The sequence below is a fragment of the Roseovarius sp. MMSF_3359 genome, from assembly GCF_030733385.1.
In the GTDB taxonomy this organism is placed as follows: Bacteria; Pseudomonadota; Alphaproteobacteria; order Rhodobacterales; family Rhodobacteraceae; genus Roseovarius.
On sequence record NZ_JASHJC010000014.1, the window covers coordinates 31791 to 50776 of the forward strand.

At 62.4% G+C, this 18986-nt stretch carries 15 protein-coding genes; 5 read left to right on the forward strand and 10 right to left on the reverse strand.

Annotated features, from left to right (window positions below; genetic code table 11):
• Positions 1-13 precede the first annotated feature (13 nt).
• The 4 genes from RBB29_RS17850 (at position 14) to RBB29_RS17865 (ending at position 4473) form a co-directional block, all read left to right on the forward strand.
• A complete protein-coding gene (locus RBB29_RS17850; RefSeq protein ID WP_306115685.1) occupies positions 14-2857 on the forward strand; it encodes a helicase-related protein in 2844 nt (947 codons plus the stop codon).
• Positions 2858-2871: 14 nt separating this feature from the next.
• A complete protein-coding gene (locus RBB29_RS17855) occupies positions 2872-3252 on the forward strand; it encodes an RNA-binding S4 domain-containing protein (protein WP_306115686.1) in 381 nt (126 codons plus the stop codon).
• Between the two features lie 74 nt (positions 3253-3326).
• Complete coding sequence (fdxA, locus tag RBB29_RS17860; RefSeq protein WP_085798266.1) at positions 3327-3665, forward strand: ferredoxin FdxA; 339 nt, start codon at positions 3327-3329, stop codon at positions 3663-3665.
• Positions 3666-3963: 298 nt separating this feature from the next.
• Complete coding sequence (locus tag RBB29_RS17865) at positions 3964-4473, forward strand: CarD family transcriptional regulator (protein WP_306115687.1); 510 nt, start codon at positions 3964-3966, stop codon at positions 4471-4473.
• A 77-nt stretch (positions 4474-4550) separates the two neighbouring features.
• On the opposite strand, the gene cobS is transcribed toward RBB29_RS17865, so the two are convergent.
• Positions 4551-5309, reverse strand: a complete 759-nt coding sequence (gene cobS / locus RBB29_RS17870; protein ID WP_306115688.1) for an adenosylcobinamide-GDP ribazoletransferase — start codon at positions 5307-5309, stop codon at positions 4551-4553.
• Between the two features lie 77 nt (positions 5310-5386).
• On the opposite strand from cobS, the gene cobT reads away from it, so the two are divergent.
• Entirely contained in the window at positions 5387-6403 is a 1017-nt protein-coding gene (cobT, locus tag RBB29_RS17875; protein WP_306115689.1) for a nicotinate-nucleotide--dimethylbenzimidazole phosphoribosyltransferase, read from the forward strand.
• Here cobT and RBB29_RS17880 read toward each other — a convergent pair whose 3' ends face one another.
• The 9 genes from RBB29_RS17880 to RBB29_RS17920 form a co-directional block, all read right to left on the reverse strand.
• Positions 6404-8332, reverse strand: coding sequence for a cation:proton antiporter (locus RBB29_RS17880; protein WP_306115690.1), 1929 nt, complete (start codon positions 8330-8332; stop codon positions 6404-6406).
• A gap of 154 nt (positions 8333-8486) precedes the next feature.
• The gene (locus tag RBB29_RS17885) at positions 8487-10952 is read right to left on the reverse strand and encodes a hypothetical protein (protein ID WP_306115691.1); all 2466 of its coding nucleotides are present in this window, start codon (positions 10950-10952) and stop codon (positions 8487-8489) included.
• Between the two features lie 526 nt (positions 10953-11478).
• A complete protein-coding gene (locus RBB29_RS17890; protein ID WP_306115692.1) occupies positions 11479-12759 on the reverse strand; it encodes an O-acetylhomoserine aminocarboxypropyltransferase/cysteine synthase family protein in 1281 nt (426 codons plus the stop codon).
• A gap of 53 nt (positions 12760-12812) precedes the next feature.
• On the reverse strand, positions 12813-13193 hold the full coding sequence (locus tag RBB29_RS17895) for a hypothetical protein (RefSeq protein ID WP_306121195.1): 381 nt from the start codon (positions 13191-13193) through the stop codon (positions 12813-12815).
• Positions 13194-13204: 11 nt separating this feature from the next.
• Positions 13205-14209, reverse strand: coding sequence for a hypothetical protein (locus RBB29_RS17900; protein ID WP_306115694.1), 1005 nt, complete (start codon positions 14207-14209; stop codon positions 13205-13207).
• Positions 14210-14308: 99 nt separating this feature from the next.
• Positions 14309-15814, reverse strand: a complete 1506-nt coding sequence (locus RBB29_RS17905; RefSeq protein WP_306115695.1) for a sulfatase-like hydrolase/transferase — start codon at positions 15812-15814, stop codon at positions 14309-14311.
• Between the two features lie 31 nt (positions 15815-15845).
• On the reverse strand, positions 15846-16850 hold the full coding sequence (locus tag RBB29_RS17910; protein WP_306115696.1) for an ABC transporter ATP-binding protein: 1005 nt from the start codon (positions 16848-16850) through the stop codon (positions 15846-15848).
• Positions 16847-17845: an ABC transporter ATP-binding protein gene (locus tag RBB29_RS17915; RefSeq protein ID WP_306115697.1), complete on the reverse strand. Its 999-nt coding sequence runs from the start codon at positions 17843-17845 to the stop codon at positions 16847-16849. Before RBB29_RS17915 ends, RBB29_RS17910 begins: the two co-directional genes overlap by 4 nt.
• Positions 17842-18984, reverse strand: a complete 1143-nt coding sequence (locus RBB29_RS17920; RefSeq protein WP_306115698.1) for an ABC transporter permease — start codon at positions 18982-18984, stop codon at positions 17842-17844. The genes RBB29_RS17915 and RBB29_RS17920 overlap by 4 nt, the downstream gene beginning before the upstream one ends.
• Positions 18985-18986 lie beyond the last annotated feature (2 nt).

Here is an 18986-nt window from a genome sequence, read left to right on the forward strand (position 1 = left end):
ACGGAGCAGGCCGATGGCCGAGCAGTCACGGATCCTGGCGGTGCTGGGGCCTACGAATACGGGCAAGACCCATTACGCGATCGAGCGGATGCTGGGTTATCCGACGGGCGTGATCGGCCTGCCGCTGCGTCTTCTGGCGCGGGAGGTCTATGACAAGATCGTCGCCATTCGCGGGCCGTCGGTCGTGGCGCTCGTCACTGGTGAAGAGCGGATCGTGCCAAAACGCACGAAATACTGGGTCTGCACCGTCGAGGCGATGCCCGAGGGCATGGGCGCGGATTTCGTGGCGGTGGACGAAGTACAGCTTTGTGCCGATCCCGAGCGGGGTCATGTCTTTACCGACCGGCTGCTCAACATGCGGGGGCTGCGCGAGACGCAGTTTTTGGGCGCGCAGACCATGCGCAAGACGATCGCGGCGCTGGTTCCAAAGGCCGAATTCCTGACCCGCGAGCGGATGTCACAACTGAGCTATTCCGGCCCGAAGAAGATCAGCAAGATGCCAGCGCGGAGTGCCATCGTCGGTTTTTCGGTCGATAACGTCTATGCCATCGCCGAGCTTTTGCGCCGTCAGAAGGGCGGCGCCGCGGTTGTCATGGGCGCGCTCAGCCCGCGGACGCGCAACGCGCAGGTTGACCTCTATCAGAATGGCGATGTGGATTACCTCGTGGCGACCGATGCGATCGGTATGGGGCTGAACCTTGATATCAACCACGTGGCGTTTTCGTCGCTGACCAAGTTCGATGGCCGGCGGATGCGGCATTTGGCCCCCAATGAGCTGGCACAAATCGCGGGCCGCGCGGGCCGGGGAATGAGCCACGGCACGTTTGGGGTGACCGGCGAGGCGCCGGACCTGCCCGAGGAAGTCGCCCGCGCGATCATGGATCACCAGTTCACGCCCATTCGTAAACTGGAATGGCGGAATTCCGATCTGGTCTTCGGCTCCGTCGATGCGCTCATTGCTTCACTTGAGGCAAGGCCCGACAACGATCTGCTGGCGCGGGGACGGGAGGCCGATGACCTCCGTGCACTCAAGTCCTTGGCGGGACAGGCGGAAATCCGCGCGCGCGCGGGCGACGGTCCAGCGGTCCGGCTCCTTTGGGATGTCTGCCGCATTCCCGATTTTCGCGGGATCAGCCATGCGGAACATGCGGCCCTGTTGAGCGTTATCTATAGTGATCTACATGAAAAGGGCCGGATATCAGAGGATTGGCTGGCCCGGCAGGTGCGGCGGATTGATCGGACGGATGGTGACATTGACACATTGTCGACACGGTTGGCCTTTATCCGCACCTGGACTTACGTGGCGCAACGAAAAGGGTGGGTCGAGGACGAAAACCATTGGCGGGGCGCAACGCGCGCGGTAGAAGACCGCCTGTCGGACGCGCTGCACGAGCGTTTGACGCAGAGATTTGTGGACCGGCGCACATCCGTGCTATTGCGCCGGCTCAAGCAGAAGGAGGCCATGGTGGCCGAAGTAAACGATAGTGGCGACGTAACGGTCGAAGGCGAATTTGTCGGTCGGCTGGAGGGATTCCGGTTCATTCAGGACAAGGGTGCCGGGGGCCAGGAGGCCAAGACCGTGGCCCAGGCCAGCCTGCAGGCGTTGACCCCGCATTTCCACCTCAAGGCGGACCGGTTCTATAACGCGCCGGATACCGAGATCGACTTCACCGAACAGGGTGGGTTGATGTGGGGCAAGGATGCCGTCGGCAAGATGGTGGCCGGTGCCGATCCCCTGAAACCGCAGGCGGTGGCCTTTGTCGACGACGAGGCGGGTGCGGATGTGGCGCAGAAGGTGCAGCGCCGGTTGCAGCATTTCATCGACCGCAAAGTCACGACGCTTTTTGAGCCGCTCCTGAACATCCAGCGTGACGAAACCCTGAGCGGGTTGGCGCGCGGCTTTGGTTTCCAGATGGTCGAGAATTTTGGCATCATCTCGCGCGGCGAGGTGGCCGATGAGGTCAAGGCACTGGATCAGGACGCGCGGGGCGCGCTTCGCAAACACGGTGTCCGCTTTGGGCAGTTCACGATCTTCATGCCGCTTCTTCTGAAACCCGCACCGACACGGTTGAGGCTTGTTTTGTGGTCTCTTTCCAAGGAGTTGTCGGAGTTTCCTGAAGCGCCGCCGCCGGGTCTGGTAACCGTTCCCGCCGGTGAGGCCGGGGCTGTTCCGACCGGTTATCACACCATGTCGGGATACCGCGCCGCTGGCGAACGGGCGATCCGCATCGACATGCTTGAGCGGTTGGCCGACATGCTACGCACCGAGGACAGCCGCAATGGTTTTGAGGCCAAGGCAGACATGCTGTCGATCACCGGCATGACGCTGGAGCAGTTCGCCGATCTGATGCAGGGTCTTGGATACCGGGCCGAGAAGGGTGAACGCGAGAAGGTGAAAGCGGTTGATGCGGCCATGGCCGAACCTGCCGCACCCGAGGCCGCCGCGCCGGTGGAAGCTCCCGTCGAAGAGATTGCCGATCAAGGTGCCGCCCCGGTCGCGGCCGAGCCTTCTGACGCGGCGGAAGTTCCCGCCGAGATACCAGCGGAGACCGAGGGCGAAATTACCCCGGGCGTGGCCCCCGACGCCGATGAGGCCGATAACGCGCCGGAGATCGAGGTTTTCTACACCTTCACCTGGGCGCCGAAATCGCGCGGCAACCGCGGCAATCGCCCGCAGCAGGACCGCAAACCCGGGGGCAAAGGCAAACCCGGCCAGGGCAAGCAGGGTCGTGGCAAGTCGCGGGGCAAGCAGGACCAAGGTGCCAAGTCCTATTCGGCCAAGCCGCAGAAGAAGGATCGCATTGATCCTGACAACCCGTTCGCGGCGGCACTTATGAGGCTGAAGGACAAGACCTGAATGCGGGTGCCGTGGTGACGGATCAGCCCGAAAAACTTCGCCTGGACAAATGGTTATGGCATGCGCGTTTTTTCAAGACGCGCAGCCTTGCCGCGCGGGAGGTCAGTGCGGGCCATGTCCGCGTGAACGGCACCCGCGTGAGCAAACCCGCCCATCAGGTAGGCCCCGAAGATGTGCTGACCTTTCCCCAGGCGCGGGTCATCCGCGTTGTGCGTATCCTCGCCCTCGGCACTCGCCGCGGGCCTGCCCCGGAGGCACAGGCGCTTTATGATGACATGACACCGTCCGCCGAAAGCGCCGATTCCGAGGAAATCAGCCCATCCGCGCCGCGCTATGAGGGAAAAGGGCGGCCAACCAAGAGAGATCGCCGCAAACTCGATCTGAATAAGCCGTGAAGTGATGCCTTCGGCTTGATTGATCCCCGCCTGTGGATTAGGTGAGGGCTGCGCGATCAAATGATGAGACCAAGATGACCTATATCGTCAACGATGCCTGCATCGCCTGCAAATACACCGACTGCGTCGAGGTGTGCCCCGTGGATTGTTTCTACGAGGGGGAAAACATGCTGGTCATCCATCCCGACGAGTGCATCGATTGCGGCGTGTGCGAGCCGGAATGCCCCGCGGACGCGATCCGCCCGGATACTGAGCCGGATATGGAAAAATGGGTCGAGTTCAACCGGAAATATTCGGAAATGTGGCCGGTCATCATCACCAAGAAAGACCCGCTGCCCGAGGCGGAAGAGCGCGATGGTGAAGAGGGCAAGCTGGAGAAATACTTCTCCGAAGCGCCGGGCGAGGGCGGCTGAACCGTCTGAACCGATTCGTTTGTTTTCGGTGAAGCGATTTGGTCAAAACGTCTAAATCCACGCAGTTAAACGCTTAATTTGATACACATGAGCATGTATCGCTGCGGGGCGGTCTTTCGCAAGACCGGTTTTTGTGTTATGGTTCTGTCACAAATGTAGAGACCTGCCAGATATCCATTTGCCCGCACTTGCGTTGGGGGATGGATTTCTTTGCGTCAAATGAAACCCGTTAATGGCCCCCGTGGCCCGGTGTTTCCTGAGGCGACGGACTGGCATCACCCGCACGAGGAAGACCTGAATGAGCAAGTCCAAGAAGTTCGAGTTTCGGCCCGATGACTATGTCGTATACCCCGCGCATGGGGTTGGCCAGATCGTTTCGATCGAAGAGCAGGAAATCGCTGGTATCACGCTGGAGTTGTTCGTGATCTCCTTCGAGAAAGACAAGATGACCCTGCGCGTGCCCACCAACAAGGCGACCGAGATCGGCATGCGCAGCCTGTCGAGCCCGGATGTCGTCTCCAAGGCGATGACCACGCTGAAAGGCAAGGCCAAGGTCAAGCGCGCCATGTGGTCGCGCCGGGCGCAGGAATACGAGCAAAAGATCAACTCGGGCGATCTGATCGCGATCGCCGAAGTGGTGCGCGACCTGCACCGCACCGATGATCAGCGCGAACAGAGCTATTCCGAGCGGCAGCTTTACGAAGCCGCACTTGAGCGTCTGACCCGCGAAGTGGCCGCCGTGAGCGGTGGCGATGAGGTTGAGGCCACCAAGCAGGTGGATGACGTGCTGGTATCGCGCGCCGCCTGAGGCTTTGCCCGAAGAGAAATGGAGGAACCGCGCCCTTGCCCGGCGCGGTTTTTCTTTGCCTGCGTTGGCGCGCAGGTTCAGGCCAGAAGGCTCCAAAGCACGGCAATTTCAGTGATTTGCTGACAGGCGCCGAGGATGTCACCGGTCTGCCCACCGACCTTGCGCCGTGCGACCATGGCAATGGCGAGGGTCAGGACGACGGCCCATATCACCACACCGAACATCGACGCCCCGGCAAAAAGAAGAGCAACAAGCGCCGCAATCCCGCCCGCGATCCAGGCGGTCGCGGGGGAGGCTGAGCCGACACTTTGCGACAGGCCCGTGTCGCGAGCATGGGGCAGATAGGCCATCAGCGCGGGCATTGCGCCGCGTGACACCGCAGCACCCACGATCAGGGCGGCACAGGCGAGGCCAACGCCCGCCTCGAACAGAAGCCACAGCGCGCCCCAACGGGCAGCGAACGAGAGGATCAGGGCCAGAACGCCGTAGGTGCCGATATGGCTGTCCTTCATGATCTCAAGCCGCGCCTCGCGCGTCCATCCCCCCCAAAGCCCGTCAGCGGTATCGGCCAGCCCGTCCTCGTGCATTGCGCCGGTAAGGACGATCATCGTGGCCAGGGACAGGAGCGCACAGAGCAGCGGGGGAAGCGCCAGCCAATAGGCGATTGCCCCGGCCACCGCCGCGATGCCGCCAATCACCACGCCCACCAGCGGATAGGCCCAGGCCGCCGCGGCCCCGCGCGCGCTGTCGCCCGCGGGAACAGGCAGGCGGGTCAGCAGCGCCAGCGCCTCGACTACGTCCGAAGGCGTCGGGGGTGGGGTGTCGTTTTTGACCATATCCTGCGTCTTTTCCGCTGTGTCTGTTGACCGGGCTGCGATACACAGGCCCAAGCCAATATGCAATGAGCAGACCGATGACCCAAGCATTCTCGACCGTGGCCGAATTTGCCGATATCCTGGGGGACCTTCCCGGGATCGACGCCGAGGCCCGCGCGCAAGCGATCGCCCGCGACGGGCAATTGACCAAGCCGCCGGGGTCATTGGGCCGGTTGGAAGAGTTGGCCGCCTGGTATGCCGGTTGGCGACGCGATCCGCGCCCGCAACTGACCCGCCCACAGATCGTCATTTTCGCCGGAAACCACGGGGTAACGGCGCGGGGCGTCTCGGCTTTTCCATCCGAGGTAACCGCGCAGATGGTCGCGAATTTCGAGCATGGGGGCGCAGCCATCAACCAACTGGCGCGGAGCGTCGATGCCCGGATGGATGTGTATGCGCTCTCGCTGGACCAGCCCACGGCGGATTTCACCCAGGGGCCCGCGATGGACGAAGAGGAGTTCCTTGCTGCGCTACGGGCGGGTTGGGACGCGGTCGATCCTGACAGTGATTTGCTGGTGACCGGGGAGATGGGGATCGGCAACACGACCAGCGCGGCGGCCATTGCCCTCGCGCTTTACGGTGGCAAGGCGGAGGATTGGACTGGCGCGGGAACCGGCGTGGATGCCGAGGGCGTTGCGCTCAAATCCCGGGTCGTTTCCGAAGGTGTCGCACGCAACGAGGCGGCGCGGGAAAATGGCCTTGAAGCGTTGCGTTGCCTTGGCGGGCGCGAGATTGCGGCGATGGCCGGGGCGGTCACGCGGGCGCGCCTGTTGCGTATCCCGGTCATCCTCGACGGGTTCATCTGCACCGCCGCGGCATGCTGCCTGCACGCGGTGTGCGACGATGCGCTGGACCATACGGTTGCGGGACATCAGAGTGCCGAGGCGGCCCATGCGGCGCTGCTGGCCCGTATCGGCAAGGTGCCGCTTTTGTCTCTGGACATGCGGTTGGGCGAAGGATCGGGTGCGGCGCTGGCCATCGGGGTGCTGAAGGGGGCAGTTGCCTGTCACTTCGGTATGGCGACCTTTGCCGAGGCCGGGGTGGCGACCGGGTAATCAGTCCTCGGTTTTTTCCGCTTGCCCGGCGGCGGCTTCTTCGAGTTGCGAAAGAAGCATGGTTTCCAGGTCTTTCTCCAGCTCCAGCGCGCGGGCAATATAGGCGGTGTTTTCAGTCGTGGGGATGTCCGGGTTCCACAACGCCGCCAATTCACGCACCGATTGTCGATCATGCTGGTAGAAGGCGGTTTCCAGTTCCGAGGCCTCGAACTCTGAAAGGCCGACATTTTCCAGCACATAGCGCCCGGCCCGCAGCGAGCTGTCGAAAAGCTCGCGCACGATGTCGTTGGCGCCGGCCTGATAGAGGCGGAACACATGGGTCCGGTCGCGGGCGCGCGCCACGATATGCAGATCCGGGCGTTCACGGCGGGCGAAGGAGACAAGGCGGATGGCGGCCTCGGTATCGTCAAGGGCCACGACCAGGACCTTGGCCTCTTTCAACCCCGCCGCCAGAAGCAATTCGGGCCGGGACGGGTCGCCAAAGAAACCTTTGACGCCAAAGCGGCGCATGCGCTGGATCGCGCTGAGGTCGTGGTCAAGCACCACCGTTTCAAATCCGCTGGAGCGGACCAGCCGGTTCACGATCTGCCCGAACCGGCCGATACCGGCGATGATGACGGGGCCTTCATGGTCGATCTCGTCAGGTTCATGAAGGGTGCCGCCCTCTTCCATCCGGTGGGACAGCCAATCGTAGAGAATGAAGAGCAGCGGGGTGATGAGCATCGTGATCGCGACGACCAGCAGAAGCAGCTCGGTCATCTCGCGGGGGATGACCTCTGTCTGGCTTGAGAAGGAGATCAGGACAAAGCCGAATTCACCCGCCTGCGCCAGAGACAGGGTAAAAAGCCAGAGGTCGCGGCCATGAAGCTTGAAGATACGGCCCAGCACATAGAGCACGCCGCCCTTGAGCAGGATGATGGCCAGGGCAAGCCCGACAACGATGATGAATTCGCTGAAGAGGACGGTGAAATTGATCCCGGCGCCGACGGTGATGAAGAAGAGGCCAAGGAGGAGGCCCTTGAAAGGCGCGATGTCGCCTTCGAGTTCATGGCGGAATTCGCTGCTGGCCAGGACCACGCCGGCGAGGAAAGCACCCAGGGCCGGGGACAGGCCCACGAGGTTCATCAGGAAGGCGATGCCAACGACGATCAGGAGCGCCAGCGCGGTATACATCTCGCGCAGGCGGGCCGCGTGGATGAACCGGAAGACCGGACGGGTCAGGTAAACCCCGGTCAGCACGATAGCAGCAACCGCCCCGATGGTCACAAGGGTCACGCCCCATCCGGGCAGGCCATCGACCAGTGACAATGCCGCTTCATGGCCATGCCCTGTGGCGTCGTGATGGTCGTCCGTGCCGCTGCTGCCCCCGCCGGAGATCCGATCCAAGACACCGCCCAGGACCTCTTCGGGGGGTTTCGGCAGGGCGAGAAGCGGCAGAAGCGCAAGCATGGGGATGACCGCGATATCCTGTGTCAGCAGGACGGAGAACGCAGATCTCCCACCGCCGGTCTGCATCAATCCCTTTTCCGACAGGGTCTGCAGCACGATGGCGGTCGAGGAGAGCGCAAAGATCAGCCCGATTGCCAGCGAAACGCTCCAGACCTGGCCAAGCGCCATCGCGCCCATGAGCACCAGCACCGTTGTCACGCCAATCTGCAACCCGCCCAGGCCAAGCAGCCTGTGGCGCATGTCCCAAAGCGCCTTTGGCTCCAGCTCCAACCCGATGAGAAACAGCATCATCACCACGCCGAATTCGGCGAAATGCTGTAATTCTTCGGTTTCGTGCCCCACGAAGCCAAAGACCGGCCCGATCAGGATGCCCGCGGCGATGTATCCCAGCACCGACCCGAGGCCCAGCCGGGCCGCGATTGGCACCGCGATAACCGCTGCTGCCAGATAAATCGAAGCCTGATACAAAAAGCCTTCCATCAAATAGTCCCTCATTGGCAATCAGGCCGTCGGTCGGCCCGTTGCGATATGATGGCAGAAGAAAATCACCGTCGCGTCCGGTGAAAGTCTATTTGGTTCTGGCTGGTTTACAAGGTGCAGCAGCTATTCGGTTTTCGTTGGGCGCGATCGGCCCCTAACCTTTGGGCATTTTCAGCACAACGCTACGGCCGCTTTTCTGGTAGCGCAGCTCGGTGTCGCCAATGGCCGAGACCCGGCCGCCGTCAAGCCGATCGCCGACTTTGACCTTCTTGTAGCGCCCGTTCGACAGGCGAACGAGGGCGCGGCGGCTGTTGGGTGATCCGTAGACGCCGATTAGGTTGACCTTGCGCAGCCGCAGCACGTTGCGCTGTGTCGCCTGCTTGGCCACGCTGGTGGCCGTCGGGATGCGCGGGGCGACCTTCTGCGCGGCACTCACGGCAACTGCCTGCTGGCTTTCGGTACTTTGCCGGACGATCCGGTCGAAATTGCGCGGGCGCGTCAGGGGCTTGAGCGAAGAGGCGACCGCCTGCGGCGTGGCCGAGGCAAAACCTGTATCGCTCTGCACGGCCTCCGTGACCGCACTATTGACCGCGTCGAGATCAATAAAGGGCTGTGTCGTTGCGGTTGCGGCCGCAGTCTCCTGCGTTGCTTGCTGAGCCGCTTGTTGTGCGGCCAGCTCCGCGGCTTCCTGCGCGCTCTGGGGGCGGAGTTTGGGACGTAGCGCCGCCAGTTCGGTCCGGGTGCGGCCGCTGAGCGCGCCACGTTCGATCTTTTCCGCGAGGTCGGCAGGTCGCGAATTCGGGCGGAAGGCGGCGAGTTCAGGTTGCGCTATCGCCTCTGGGTCGATCACGTCTTCGACCCGTTCACGCCGCGGCATGGCCGCGGGGCGGATCGGCGGCTGACCGGCAAAGACACGGATGCCATCGGGGGTGAGCGCGCCTTGCGCCGTCGCCACGACAAGACCCCGTTCATCAAGAGTGAATTTCGTCCCCGCACTGGTCGGTGAGTTGGGAGATAGTGGGCGCTCATCGGTCATCAGCGTGGCCGCGTCCGGCACGGCGACGGGATCTTCGATCGTGATGTCCCGGTCGATAGAGGTCTGGTAGAAATCGTCGAAAGTCTCGGCAGCAGGGGCTTTCGAGGGTTCCGGCGCCACAAGCCAGATCCCCGTCGCCGCATAGCGCGCGCGGGCCTCGTCTTCGGTCAGTTCCGCAGGTTTGGGTTGGCTCAACGCCTCGCGCAACGCGTCGTTCACGTCGTCCGACGGCGACGTCAGGGCCGCAACGATGGCTTCCTCTTCGCCGGTGGGCTCGGGCGCTGCTGGCACCTGGGCCACGGTCACGTCGGGGTCATCGCGAAAGAAGCGCGCCAACCCGTCATCGAGGAAGATCGACGCCCAGGCCGCCACGCCCGCTAGAAACAGCAGCAACACCGCCGTCAGGATCAGGCCCAGATATCTGGGCTTGCCGCCGATCATCGCTGCATCGCGCGCGCCGAATACGGTCATGCGCTGTTCTTCGTCCTCGAAAAACGCTTCCTGCGCGCGCGGGGGTGAGGCGGCGACCGGGGCCACAATGGGTGCGGCGATTGGCGCCGTGCGACGCGTGGTGAACGCCGCCGGGTCGCTTGCGTGGATGGGTTGCGGTGGGGCAGGTGGAATGTGGGTGAGTTCCGGCTCCGACGGCGTGATCTCATCCGTGGAGGGATCTGGCGTCGCGTCCTCGTCCGGATCCCCGGGCAAGTGGTCGGCCACGACCTCCGCCGATACCGGTACCGGCGTGAAATGCCGCGCTACACCTTCCAACTTCGGCGCCGTTGTCGGCGCATCACCGCGATGTGCACGGATGCTGGAAAAAGCCGTTTCTGGTGTTGCTTCAGGCGGTGTTTCGGTATCCGGGTCATCGGTCACCTCCGCCACATCCGGCCCGTCAAATGGTGCCGGGGGTTCGGCAAACCCGGTTTCCACAAGCTCCTCTTCGTCGGCCTGTTGGGAGGGCGGCGGGGCAGCGGAGGCTTCCGTCTCTTCGTCTTCCGTTTTCTCCGCATGGGTTGCCGTCGGGTCGGGCAACCGCGCGGTGCCAATTACCCGGACGGGCGCGGTGTCACGCTCGACCTCTTGCCCGTTCTCGGCAATTTCCGCGGCAAGCGCCGTTGCGCCAAAGAATGGCTCTCCCTTGAAACTGCCGTTTTCGGGGATGGCGACAAAGCAGATCGGATTGAAGCGATGTTCCTTTGCGAAGGCTTCCGCCTCGCGCAGCGTTTCACGGGCAACGGCTGCCACATGCACACTTTCACCGTCCTGCGACCAGTCATAGACAAGATCGTCGAGGTCATAAGGCGTGGCCCCGTCCAGGTTCTGTTTGACGAGCGAGGGCAGTTGATCGGGGTCCGCGTCGGCGGCTGTGAAGCTGATATACCGGATCTGGTCATTGGGAAGCACCAGCTTGCTGCGCAGGCCCGAAGGGTCCAGTGCAACGGCCTTTTCGCGGAGCATTTTCAGATCTGCCAGCAGATCGCTGTTGTCCAGGTCGATCTCGCCCACAAGATGCCACCCCGGAAAGGCCCGGTGTAACAGGCCGATCCCTTCGAAGGAGAGGGTCAAGGCAAAATTCGGTTTCATGGTCAACGCTCTAACACCTAGGCACGACCTGCGGGAGATCAACTCGTACTGGAGCGGAATTTACAGCAGTTATGCGCCGAGGGGAAGAAAAAGCCATGCCAAGCGGTGGTTGCCCTTGTAGGGCGGTCGAGGCGAAGCGTTCGGCGTGTCGAGCGTTGGTTCAACTTGCGTCAGGATTTTGGACGAAGCTGCCTTTCGAGTTTCATGTCCCGCGCGGAATCAAGGCCGCAGGCCGCCGCGCGATCGCCAGACCGCCCGCAAGGGCTGGCGATTGGGTGAGGTTACGCTCCGAATTGCGGTTTTTCGGACTTGGCAACCATTAAGCGCGTTTGACGACAGTTGTTCGCCATCCCGCGGTCTGGCAATCACGCGGCTTTGGTCACAGTTTGGAGATGTCCGCTCCGGGCTCAAAGCGCATTCTCCTGGCGACTATTCTTGACAAAAGTACGCTCCAGGAAGCTCTTTACCCTTTCAGACGCATGCCGCCCGGGAAGTCCGGGCGGCTGAGATCGACTTGAATACCGCTTCAGGCGGACGCCTTGGAAAGCGCCTGGTCCAGATCGGCGATGATATCGTCCAGATCCTCGATGCCGATGGAGATGCGCACGACATTCGGGCTGGCGCCCGCGGCTTCCTGTTGTTCAGGCGTCAACTGACGGTGCGTGGTGCTGGCCGAATGGATGATGAGCGAGCGGGTGTCGCCCAGGTTGGCCACGTGGCTAAAGAGTTCGAGGTTGTCGACCAGCTTGACGCAGCCATCATACCCGGCCTTCAACGCCACGGTGAAGAGGCCACCGGCCCCTTTCGGGCAGACCTTCTTGACCCGGCTGTTGTAGGGCGAGGATTTGAGACCCGCATAGGTCACCGCCTCGATCCGGTCGTCTTTTTCGAGCCATTCGGCCACGGCCTGGGCGTTTTCGCAATGGCGTTGCATCCGGAGGCTCAGCGTTTCGATCCCCATCAGCGTGTAATGCGCCGCCTGTGGGTTCAGCGTCATGCCCAGATCTCGCAGACCGATGGCAATCCCGTGGAAGGTAAAGGCCAGCGGTCCGAAGGTTTCGTGGAACTTGAGACCGTGATAGGCAGGCTCCGGCTGGCTGAGCGAGGGAAACTTGTCGCTGGCGGACCAGTCGAACTTGCCGGAATCGACCACCACGCCACCGGTGACCGAGCCGTTACCCGTCAGGTATTTCGTCATCGAATGCACGACCAGCGTGGCGCCATGTTCGATCGGGCGGCAGAGATAGGGCGAGGCGGTGGTGTTGTCGACGATGAGCGGCAGGCCCGCATCGTCGGCCACCTTGGCCACCGCCGCGATGTCCGCGATATGTCCGCCGGGATTGGCGATGGACTCGCAGAAGACAGCGCGGGTGTTGTCGTCAATTGCTGCCGCAATCGCATCCATATCGTCGATATCGACGAATTTGGCCTCCCAACCGAAACGCTTGATCGTTTGGCTGAACTGCGTGACCGATCCGCCGTAAAGCCGGGTGGAGACAACGACGTTGCAGCCCGGCGACATCAGCGGGAAAAGCGCCATGATCTGCGCGGCGTGACCCGAGGAACAGCAGACCGCGCCGACACCACCTTCGAGGGTGGCGATACGTTCTTGAAGCACGGCCACGGTCGGGTTCGTCAGCCGCGAATAGATGTAGCCGACTTCCTGCAGGTTGAAGAGCGCCGCGGCGTGTTCTGCGTCGCGAAACACATAGGCCGTTGTCTGGTAAATCGGCGTCTGCCGCGCGCCTGTTGCCGGATCGGGGCGGGCGCCCGCGTGGATTTGCAGCGTGTCAAAGCCATAGGACATTCGGGGTCTCCTCAAATATGTTTGGAAAGATGTTTAGGTGATCCGCCGGCATGTCACAACTCATTGTGGGCATAATCCCCGGTCCGCAAAAGGGCGCGTAGAAACAGACCCGCCGGTGGACTTGAGCCCCCCATGAGAAAGAACAGGATCTGGCGCAGCGAATAGGACCATCCGCGACGATAACCCGCCGGTGGCGCCGGCAATGGCGCTTCGTTGTCCGGCACCGGGGTGTTCAGGGCGTGCAGGAACGCGACCGCTTCCGGGGCCTCGCTGTCTGGAACCTGAATGGCGATGCCGCCATAGGCGATGGCAAAATGCGGGGTTGTGCCGTGGATGTGAAAATGCGGCGCGAAAACCCGGAAACCAGCGCCGTCCAACGCGGCAATGGTCAGGGCCGCGTCGATCTGTCGAAAGGTGCGCGCGATTGTCGTCAACCCAGAGGATGTCATCGCATCCAGAACCCGTTGCGCTTGATCGTGTTGCGAATGGCCTGTTCGCGGCGGGGAAGGTTGTCGCGGTCAAAAAGATCACGCACCTTGTGGCCGCGCCCCTGGTAGATCATCCGTTTCATCGGGTCGTATTTCTTGAGCACTTTCTTGATCCAATTGGGGGCTGTGACCTCTTCAAGCACCTCGACCACGCGGTCGGCCTCACGGGCGTAGAGCAGGGGCAAAACCCGGTAATGGCAGGTCACATCGCCATCGAGAAGGCCCGGCGGCAGGGTGTGTTTTCCGCCACCAAGCGCGTGGATGACCAGGGGCAGGGCGACCTGATCGAGCCACGGGTCAAGCTCCTGCACGATCAGTTCAGGGGGCGGGGTGTCGCGGATCGCAAGCGCGTATTCGAGGAATTTTTCGCCGAAGGCATGCGGGCATTTGTAGAAGAAGAACCCGGCGTTGAAATAGGGGTAGCGTTGCCAGTATTCGTCCGGAAAAACCGGGTCGAGCGCGCTTTCGAAATCGAGATCGAACATGTCGTAGAGCGATTTCCAGATCGCCCCATAGCCGGGACCGTAGAGTTCGAGCTTGGGCCAGGTCCCCTCGCGCCTGAGCGACGCGGTGGGGCGGTCGAAATCAAACGGGACACTCGCGACCTCGCCGGTGACAAGCGTATCAGTGTCGAAAAACACGAACGGCTCGCCTTCGGGCAGGGCAAAAAGCGCCTCGATCTTGTTGCCATAGGGGTAGGCGTCGCCGAAATGCGTTGCCTCGAAGGGGATGATTTCCGCCCCCAGCCGGTCGAGCACCTCGCGCGTCTCATCGCCGCGAATGCGGGGATCGCCTTGCCATTGTGTTCCCGGCTGCGGCTCGGCTACCAGCAGGCGGCCTTCGAACCCCGGCGAATGGGCGCGCAGCGAGGCGGCAAAGATGATTGCCTCGTATTGCAGGCGGCCACCCTGACCCACGACCATGATATTGTAGGGTTGGTTTGATTTTGCCCGTCGGGCCATTGCCGGCTCGCTTCTGCCTGTCTGCTCGGGCGCAGTATAGGGGTTTATGCGCGGCAAAGAAGGGGGCAGTTGGGCGGAAACGGTGTTTGTGCGGGGGCGTTACGTACCGGTCACCGGGCCTGCCTTGGTCAGCATGGTTTTCGACAAGGTGCTGTCGGCAAATCGCATCCGGTGATCCAGCATCGCCTGCGTCATCGACAGCAGGTCCGCCGCGCGGGTGGTGTCTGCGGCGATGTTGACCTGCTCGCCCCCCGCGGTGTGATCGAAAAGGATGGGAGGGAGGCCGCCGTTGAAATGGATCAGGGTCAGATCCCCCTTGCGCAGGATGGCCATGTTGGCCTCCGCCTCCGACAGCCCAAGCTCCGATTGCCAGAAGGTCGGGGTTACCGGGTTCCCGAAGGCCAGTTCGGAATAGCTGCTTTTGCGCCAATCCTCCGGGGTATTGCCTTGAAGGAAGGGCATCAGTGACCGGCCATTCACCGCGCTTGGCACGTCACCGCCCAGCCATTCAAGGATCGTCGGCATGACATCAACGGATTCGGTTGGCAGGTCGACCGTGCGCCCCGACACGCCCCGCGGATCACGGATCAGAAGCGGTACATGATAGCCCGCGTCATAGACATTCGTTTTGCCCCAGACACCGAAATCGCCGAGCATCTCGCCGTGATCCGCGCCGATCACGATCAGCGTGTCGTCATATTGCCCGGTCTCGCGGAGAAATGCGATTACGCGGCCGATATGGTGGTCAACCTCCGTGGCGAGGCCAAGGTAGATCGCGCGCAGCGTCTGGATGTTATCAGGGGTCTCGTCCAGGGTGTCGAACCCGTCGACGGTCTTGATCGCCCGCTGCACCTGCGCGCAGGTCCTGAGGAAGGGATGATCGTCGTCAGGGACGGCGGCGGGCGGCGGAAGCGCCTGCGGGTCATACATCCGGTTGTAGGGCGCAGGTGCGACCAGGGGTGGATGCGGGCGGATATAGGTCAGATGGGCAAACCAGCCCGTGTTTTCACGGCCCCGCAGATCCTCCAGAAACGCATTGGTCAGAAAGGCGGTATCGCTGTCCTCGGCGCGGTAGAAAACCGGATCGTCCAGGCGTCGTGGCGCCCCGGGGGCGGGTTGGGGTTCGTAGAACCGGGCGTAGTCCGGCAGGTCGTAGCCCTTTGCCGCCAGATCGTCGCGCCAGGGCTGCGAGACCTCTGAGCCCATTTCGACCACTTCGTCAAAACCCGGCATGACCCCTTCATAGGTCCGCAGGCGCGGGTCATCGGCGTCATGCACGCGCGGGTCCAGCGAGGTGTCGGAATAACCGAAGAGCAGCGGCGCGTACCCCAGTTTGCGCACCTCAAGCGCCAGGTTTGGCGCATCATGGCGCAGCGGCGTGCCGTTGCGGACAGAGCGGTGGTTCATCGCATATTGCCCGGTCAGGATCGACGCGCGCGAGGGACCGCAGGGATTGCAGACCGAGTAGTGGCGGCGAAACGCCACCGCCTCGTCCATGAAGGCGCGCAGGTTGGGCAGATCGACATGATCCGCGATCGGTCCGTGCAAAAGATCGGCCCGCAACTGGTCGATCAGGATGAACAGCACGTTTCGACGTCGCGCCATTGCCATGTTCCTTATCCCAAGGGAGTGCCTGTCAGGCGGGGACGGCTTCGCCGAGTTCCTGCCAGTGATGGCACGAGACGGCGTGGCCTTCCTCGCAGGTGTCGAGAGGGGGTTCCTCGCGTTTGCAGATATCGGTGGCAAAGGGGCAGCGGGTGTGGAATTTGCATCCCGGCGGCTGGTTGGTGGGCGAGGGGATTTCGCCTTCGAGCTTCTGCGCCTTGCCGCGATCGTCGGGATCGAGCGAGGGGATCGCCGAGAAAAGCGCCTTGGTATAGGGGTGGCGCGGGTTTTCAAAGAGTTGCCGCGTGGGCGCGCTTTCGACGATCCGGCCCAGATACATGACCGCCACGTGATCGCAAGTATGGGCAACGACGCTGAGGTCGTGGCTGATGAACATGAAGGTGATCCGCAGGTCGCGCTGCAACTCCTTGAGGAGGTTCAGAACGTCGGCCTGGATCGACACGTCGAGGGCGGCCACGCTTTCGTCGGCCACGATGAACTGCGGCCCGGAGACCAGCGCGCGGGCGATCGAAATCCGCTGCCGCTGTCCGCCGGAGAAGGCATGCGGGAAGCGCCGCAAATGTTCGAGGTTCAACCGGCATTTTTCAGCGATCTCCCGGACCCGGGCATCGGTTTCCTCGCGGGTCTTGGTCAGGCCCATGACCTCGAGCGGCTCGGCGATGATGTCGCGCACGGTCATGCGCGGCGAGAGCGCGGCGTAGGGATCCTGAAAAATAAGCTGCGCGCGCTTGCGGTAATCCTTGAGCTCCGGCCCGGCGAGTGTGGTCAGGTCATACTGAACCTCGCCATCGTCGTAATTCGCATCGCCCCGCGCAATCGGCACTGCCTTCAAAAGCGCGCGGCCCAGGGTCGTCTTGCCCGACCCGCTCTCGCCCACGACACCAAAGAACGACCCGCGCGGGATGTCGATGGAAATACCATCCACCGCCTTGAGGATCTGCTTGGTAAAGAGCCCGCCGCCGATCTTGAATTCGACGCAGAGATCGCGGGTTGAGATCAGAAGATCATCGCTCATGCCGCTTCTCCCTTCTCGGCGCAGAGGTGACAGGCGGTACGGTGGTTTTCACCGGTGTCTGCCCATTGCGGCACATCGCGTTTGCACACGTCCCCGATGATCTTCGGGCAGCGGGTGTGAAACACACAGCCCGAGGGGCGTTCAAGCGGCGAGGGAATGTCGCCCGCCACCGGGGTCAGCGGTGCCTCGAGATCATCGAGCTTGGGCAACGCGTCCAGGAGGCCCTGGGTATAGGGGTGCTGCGGCCGGCGGATCACGTCGCGCACGGGCCCCTGTTCGATCATCCGGCCGAGATACATCACCGCCACCTTGTCCGCGGTCTGCGCCACTACGCCCAGATCATGGGTGATGAAGATGATGCCCATGTGGAACTCGTCCACGAGGTCCTTCATCAGGTCGATCACCTGGGCCTGGATGGTGACGTCAAGCGCGGTTGTCGGCTCATCGGCGATCAGCAGTTTCGGTTTGGTGCTGAGCGCCATGGCGATCATCGCCCGTTGGCGCATCCCGCCCGACATCTCGAACGCATATTGGCCGAAGCGGGTCGCGGCGTCGGAGATACCGACGCGATCCAGCATCTCGATCGACAATTCCTTGGCCTGCTTCTTGGTCATGTCCGAATGGATCAGAAGCTGCTCGACCATCTGCTTGCCGATCGTCAAGGCCGGGGCAAAACTCGCCATCGGCTCCTGGAAGATCATCGAAATGGCGCCGCCACGCACGACCTGCATCTCGCGCGGGGTCTTAAGCGACATGACGTCAACCGGGCCGTCATCCAGGTGCAGGGTAATCTTCGATTCCGGTGTGTAATGTCCGTTCCCGGCATTGAGCTTCATCAGCGATTTGGCCGTGACCGATTTGCCCGAGCCACTTTCGCCCACTAGTCCCATCACCTCGCCGGGTTCCAGCGAGAAGGAGACATTGTCGACGGCGGTGATCCGGCCCTCGTCCGTGTCGAATTGCAGGGTCAGGTTCTCGACGTTCAGAAGGCTCATTTCTTGCCCTCCGAATAGGGATCCGCCGCATCGCGCAACCCATCACCGACGAAGACGAAGGCCATGACCAGCACGATGAAGAAGATCACCGGGATGAAATACCATTGATAGTTCAGGAGTACATCGGCGCTGGTGGCTTTCTGCAGCATCACGCCCAGAGAACTTACCGGGTCCTTGAGGCCCAGACCGATGAAGCTGAGCGCGGTTTCCGACAGGACCATGTAGGGGAAGGAGATCACCAGATCGACGATGATGTAGCTGGTGAAGCTGGGCAGGAGGTGGCGCCGGATCACGTGGCCGGGCTTCGCGCCGCAAAGCTGTGCCGCCAGCACGTATTCCTGGTTCCGCTCAGTCAGAAGATGCGTTCGCACACGCCGTGCCAGGGTGGGCCACCCGATGAAGCCCAATATGAGGGATATGTAGAAAAACCTCGCCTCCGCCGTCATTTCCGGCGGCATGAAGGCCGCCACCGCCATGAAGAGGGGGATGGCGGGCACCGTTCGGACCGCGTCGGTTATCATTTGTATGACCCCGTCGATCCAGCCGCCGTAATAGCCGGACACCCCTCCGATTATCAAAGCCAGCACGAAGGCTATGAAGACACCGATGGAGCCCACCTTCATCGAGGTCCAGATCGCATGGAGCGTGCGCGAGAAGATATCCTGCCCGTCCTCATCGGTACCAAAGAGGTGGATCTTGCCGCCCTCGACGCCGAAAAGATGCGTGTCCATGTGGATCAGGTCAAAGAGGTGGTAATCATCGCCTTCGACAAAGAACTTCATGTAAAGGCGCGTGTCCTCGTCCACCGTGGTCACCCAGCGGAAATTCGTGGCCATCGAGCGTTCGCGTTTGACCGCGTGGATGAAGGGCCGGGCGGAGCAGCCATTGCTATCGCAGAATTTGGGGAGTTGTGGCGCGCCGTTGGTGTAATCCTTGTCGCGGCCCGCAATCGTGGGATCATAGGGCGACAGGAAGGGCGCGAAGATGCCCGACAGCATCATTGCCACAAGGATCACCGCGGCCACCAGTGCGGCACGCTGCTTCTTGAACCGGGCCCAGATCAATTGCCCTTGTGAGGCGGTGAAATAGGCCTCTTTGGCCTTTTGGTCCTGCAGGTTGTCCGGGGTTACATCAGTCATGG

Coding starts and splice junctions, on each gene's coding strand:
- RBB29_RS17850 (WP_306115685.1), top strand. CDS start 14: ATGGCCGAGCAGTCACGGATCCTGGCGGTGCTGGGGCCTACGAATACG.
- fdxA (WP_085798266.1), top strand. CDS start 3,327: ATGACCTATATCGTCAACGATGCCTGCATCGCCTGCAAATACACCGAC.
- RBB29_RS17865 (WP_306115687.1), top strand. CDS start 3,964: ATGAGCAAGTCCAAGAAGTTCGAGTTTCGGCCCGATGACTATGTCGTA.
- cobS (WP_306115688.1), bottom strand. CDS start 5,309: ATGGTCAAAAACGACACCCCACCCCCGACGCCTTCGGACGTAGTCGAG.
- cobT (WP_306115689.1), top strand. CDS start 5,387: ATGACCCAAGCATTCTCGACCGTGGCCGAATTTGCCGATATCCTGGGG.
- RBB29_RS17880 (WP_306115690.1), bottom strand. CDS start 8,332: ATGGAAGGCTTTTTGTATCAGGCTTCGATTTATCTGGCAGCAGCGGTT.
- RBB29_RS17885 (WP_306115691.1), bottom strand. CDS start 10,952: ATGAAACCGAATTTTGCCTTGACCCTCTCCTTCGAAGGGATCGGCCTG.
- RBB29_RS17890 (WP_306115692.1), bottom strand. CDS start 12,759: ATGTCCTATGGCTTTGACACGCTGCAAATCCACGCGGGCGCCCGCCCC.
- RBB29_RS17900 (WP_306115694.1), bottom strand. CDS start 14,209: ATGGCCCGACGGGCAAAATCAAACCAACCCTACAATATCATGGTCGTG.
- RBB29_RS17905 (WP_306115695.1), bottom strand. CDS start 15,814: ATGGCGCGACGTCGAAACGTGCTGTTCATCCTGATCGACCAGTTGCGG.
- RBB29_RS17910 (WP_306115696.1), bottom strand. CDS start 16,850: ATGAGCGATGATCTTCTGATCTCAACCCGCGATCTCTGCGTCGAATTC.
- RBB29_RS17915 (WP_306115697.1), bottom strand. CDS start 17,845: ATGAGCCTTCTGAACGTCGAGAACCTGACCCTGCAATTCGACACGGAC.
- RBB29_RS17920 (WP_306115698.1), bottom strand. CDS start 18,984: ATGACTGATGTAACCCCGGACAACCTGCAGGACCAAAAGGCCAAAGAG.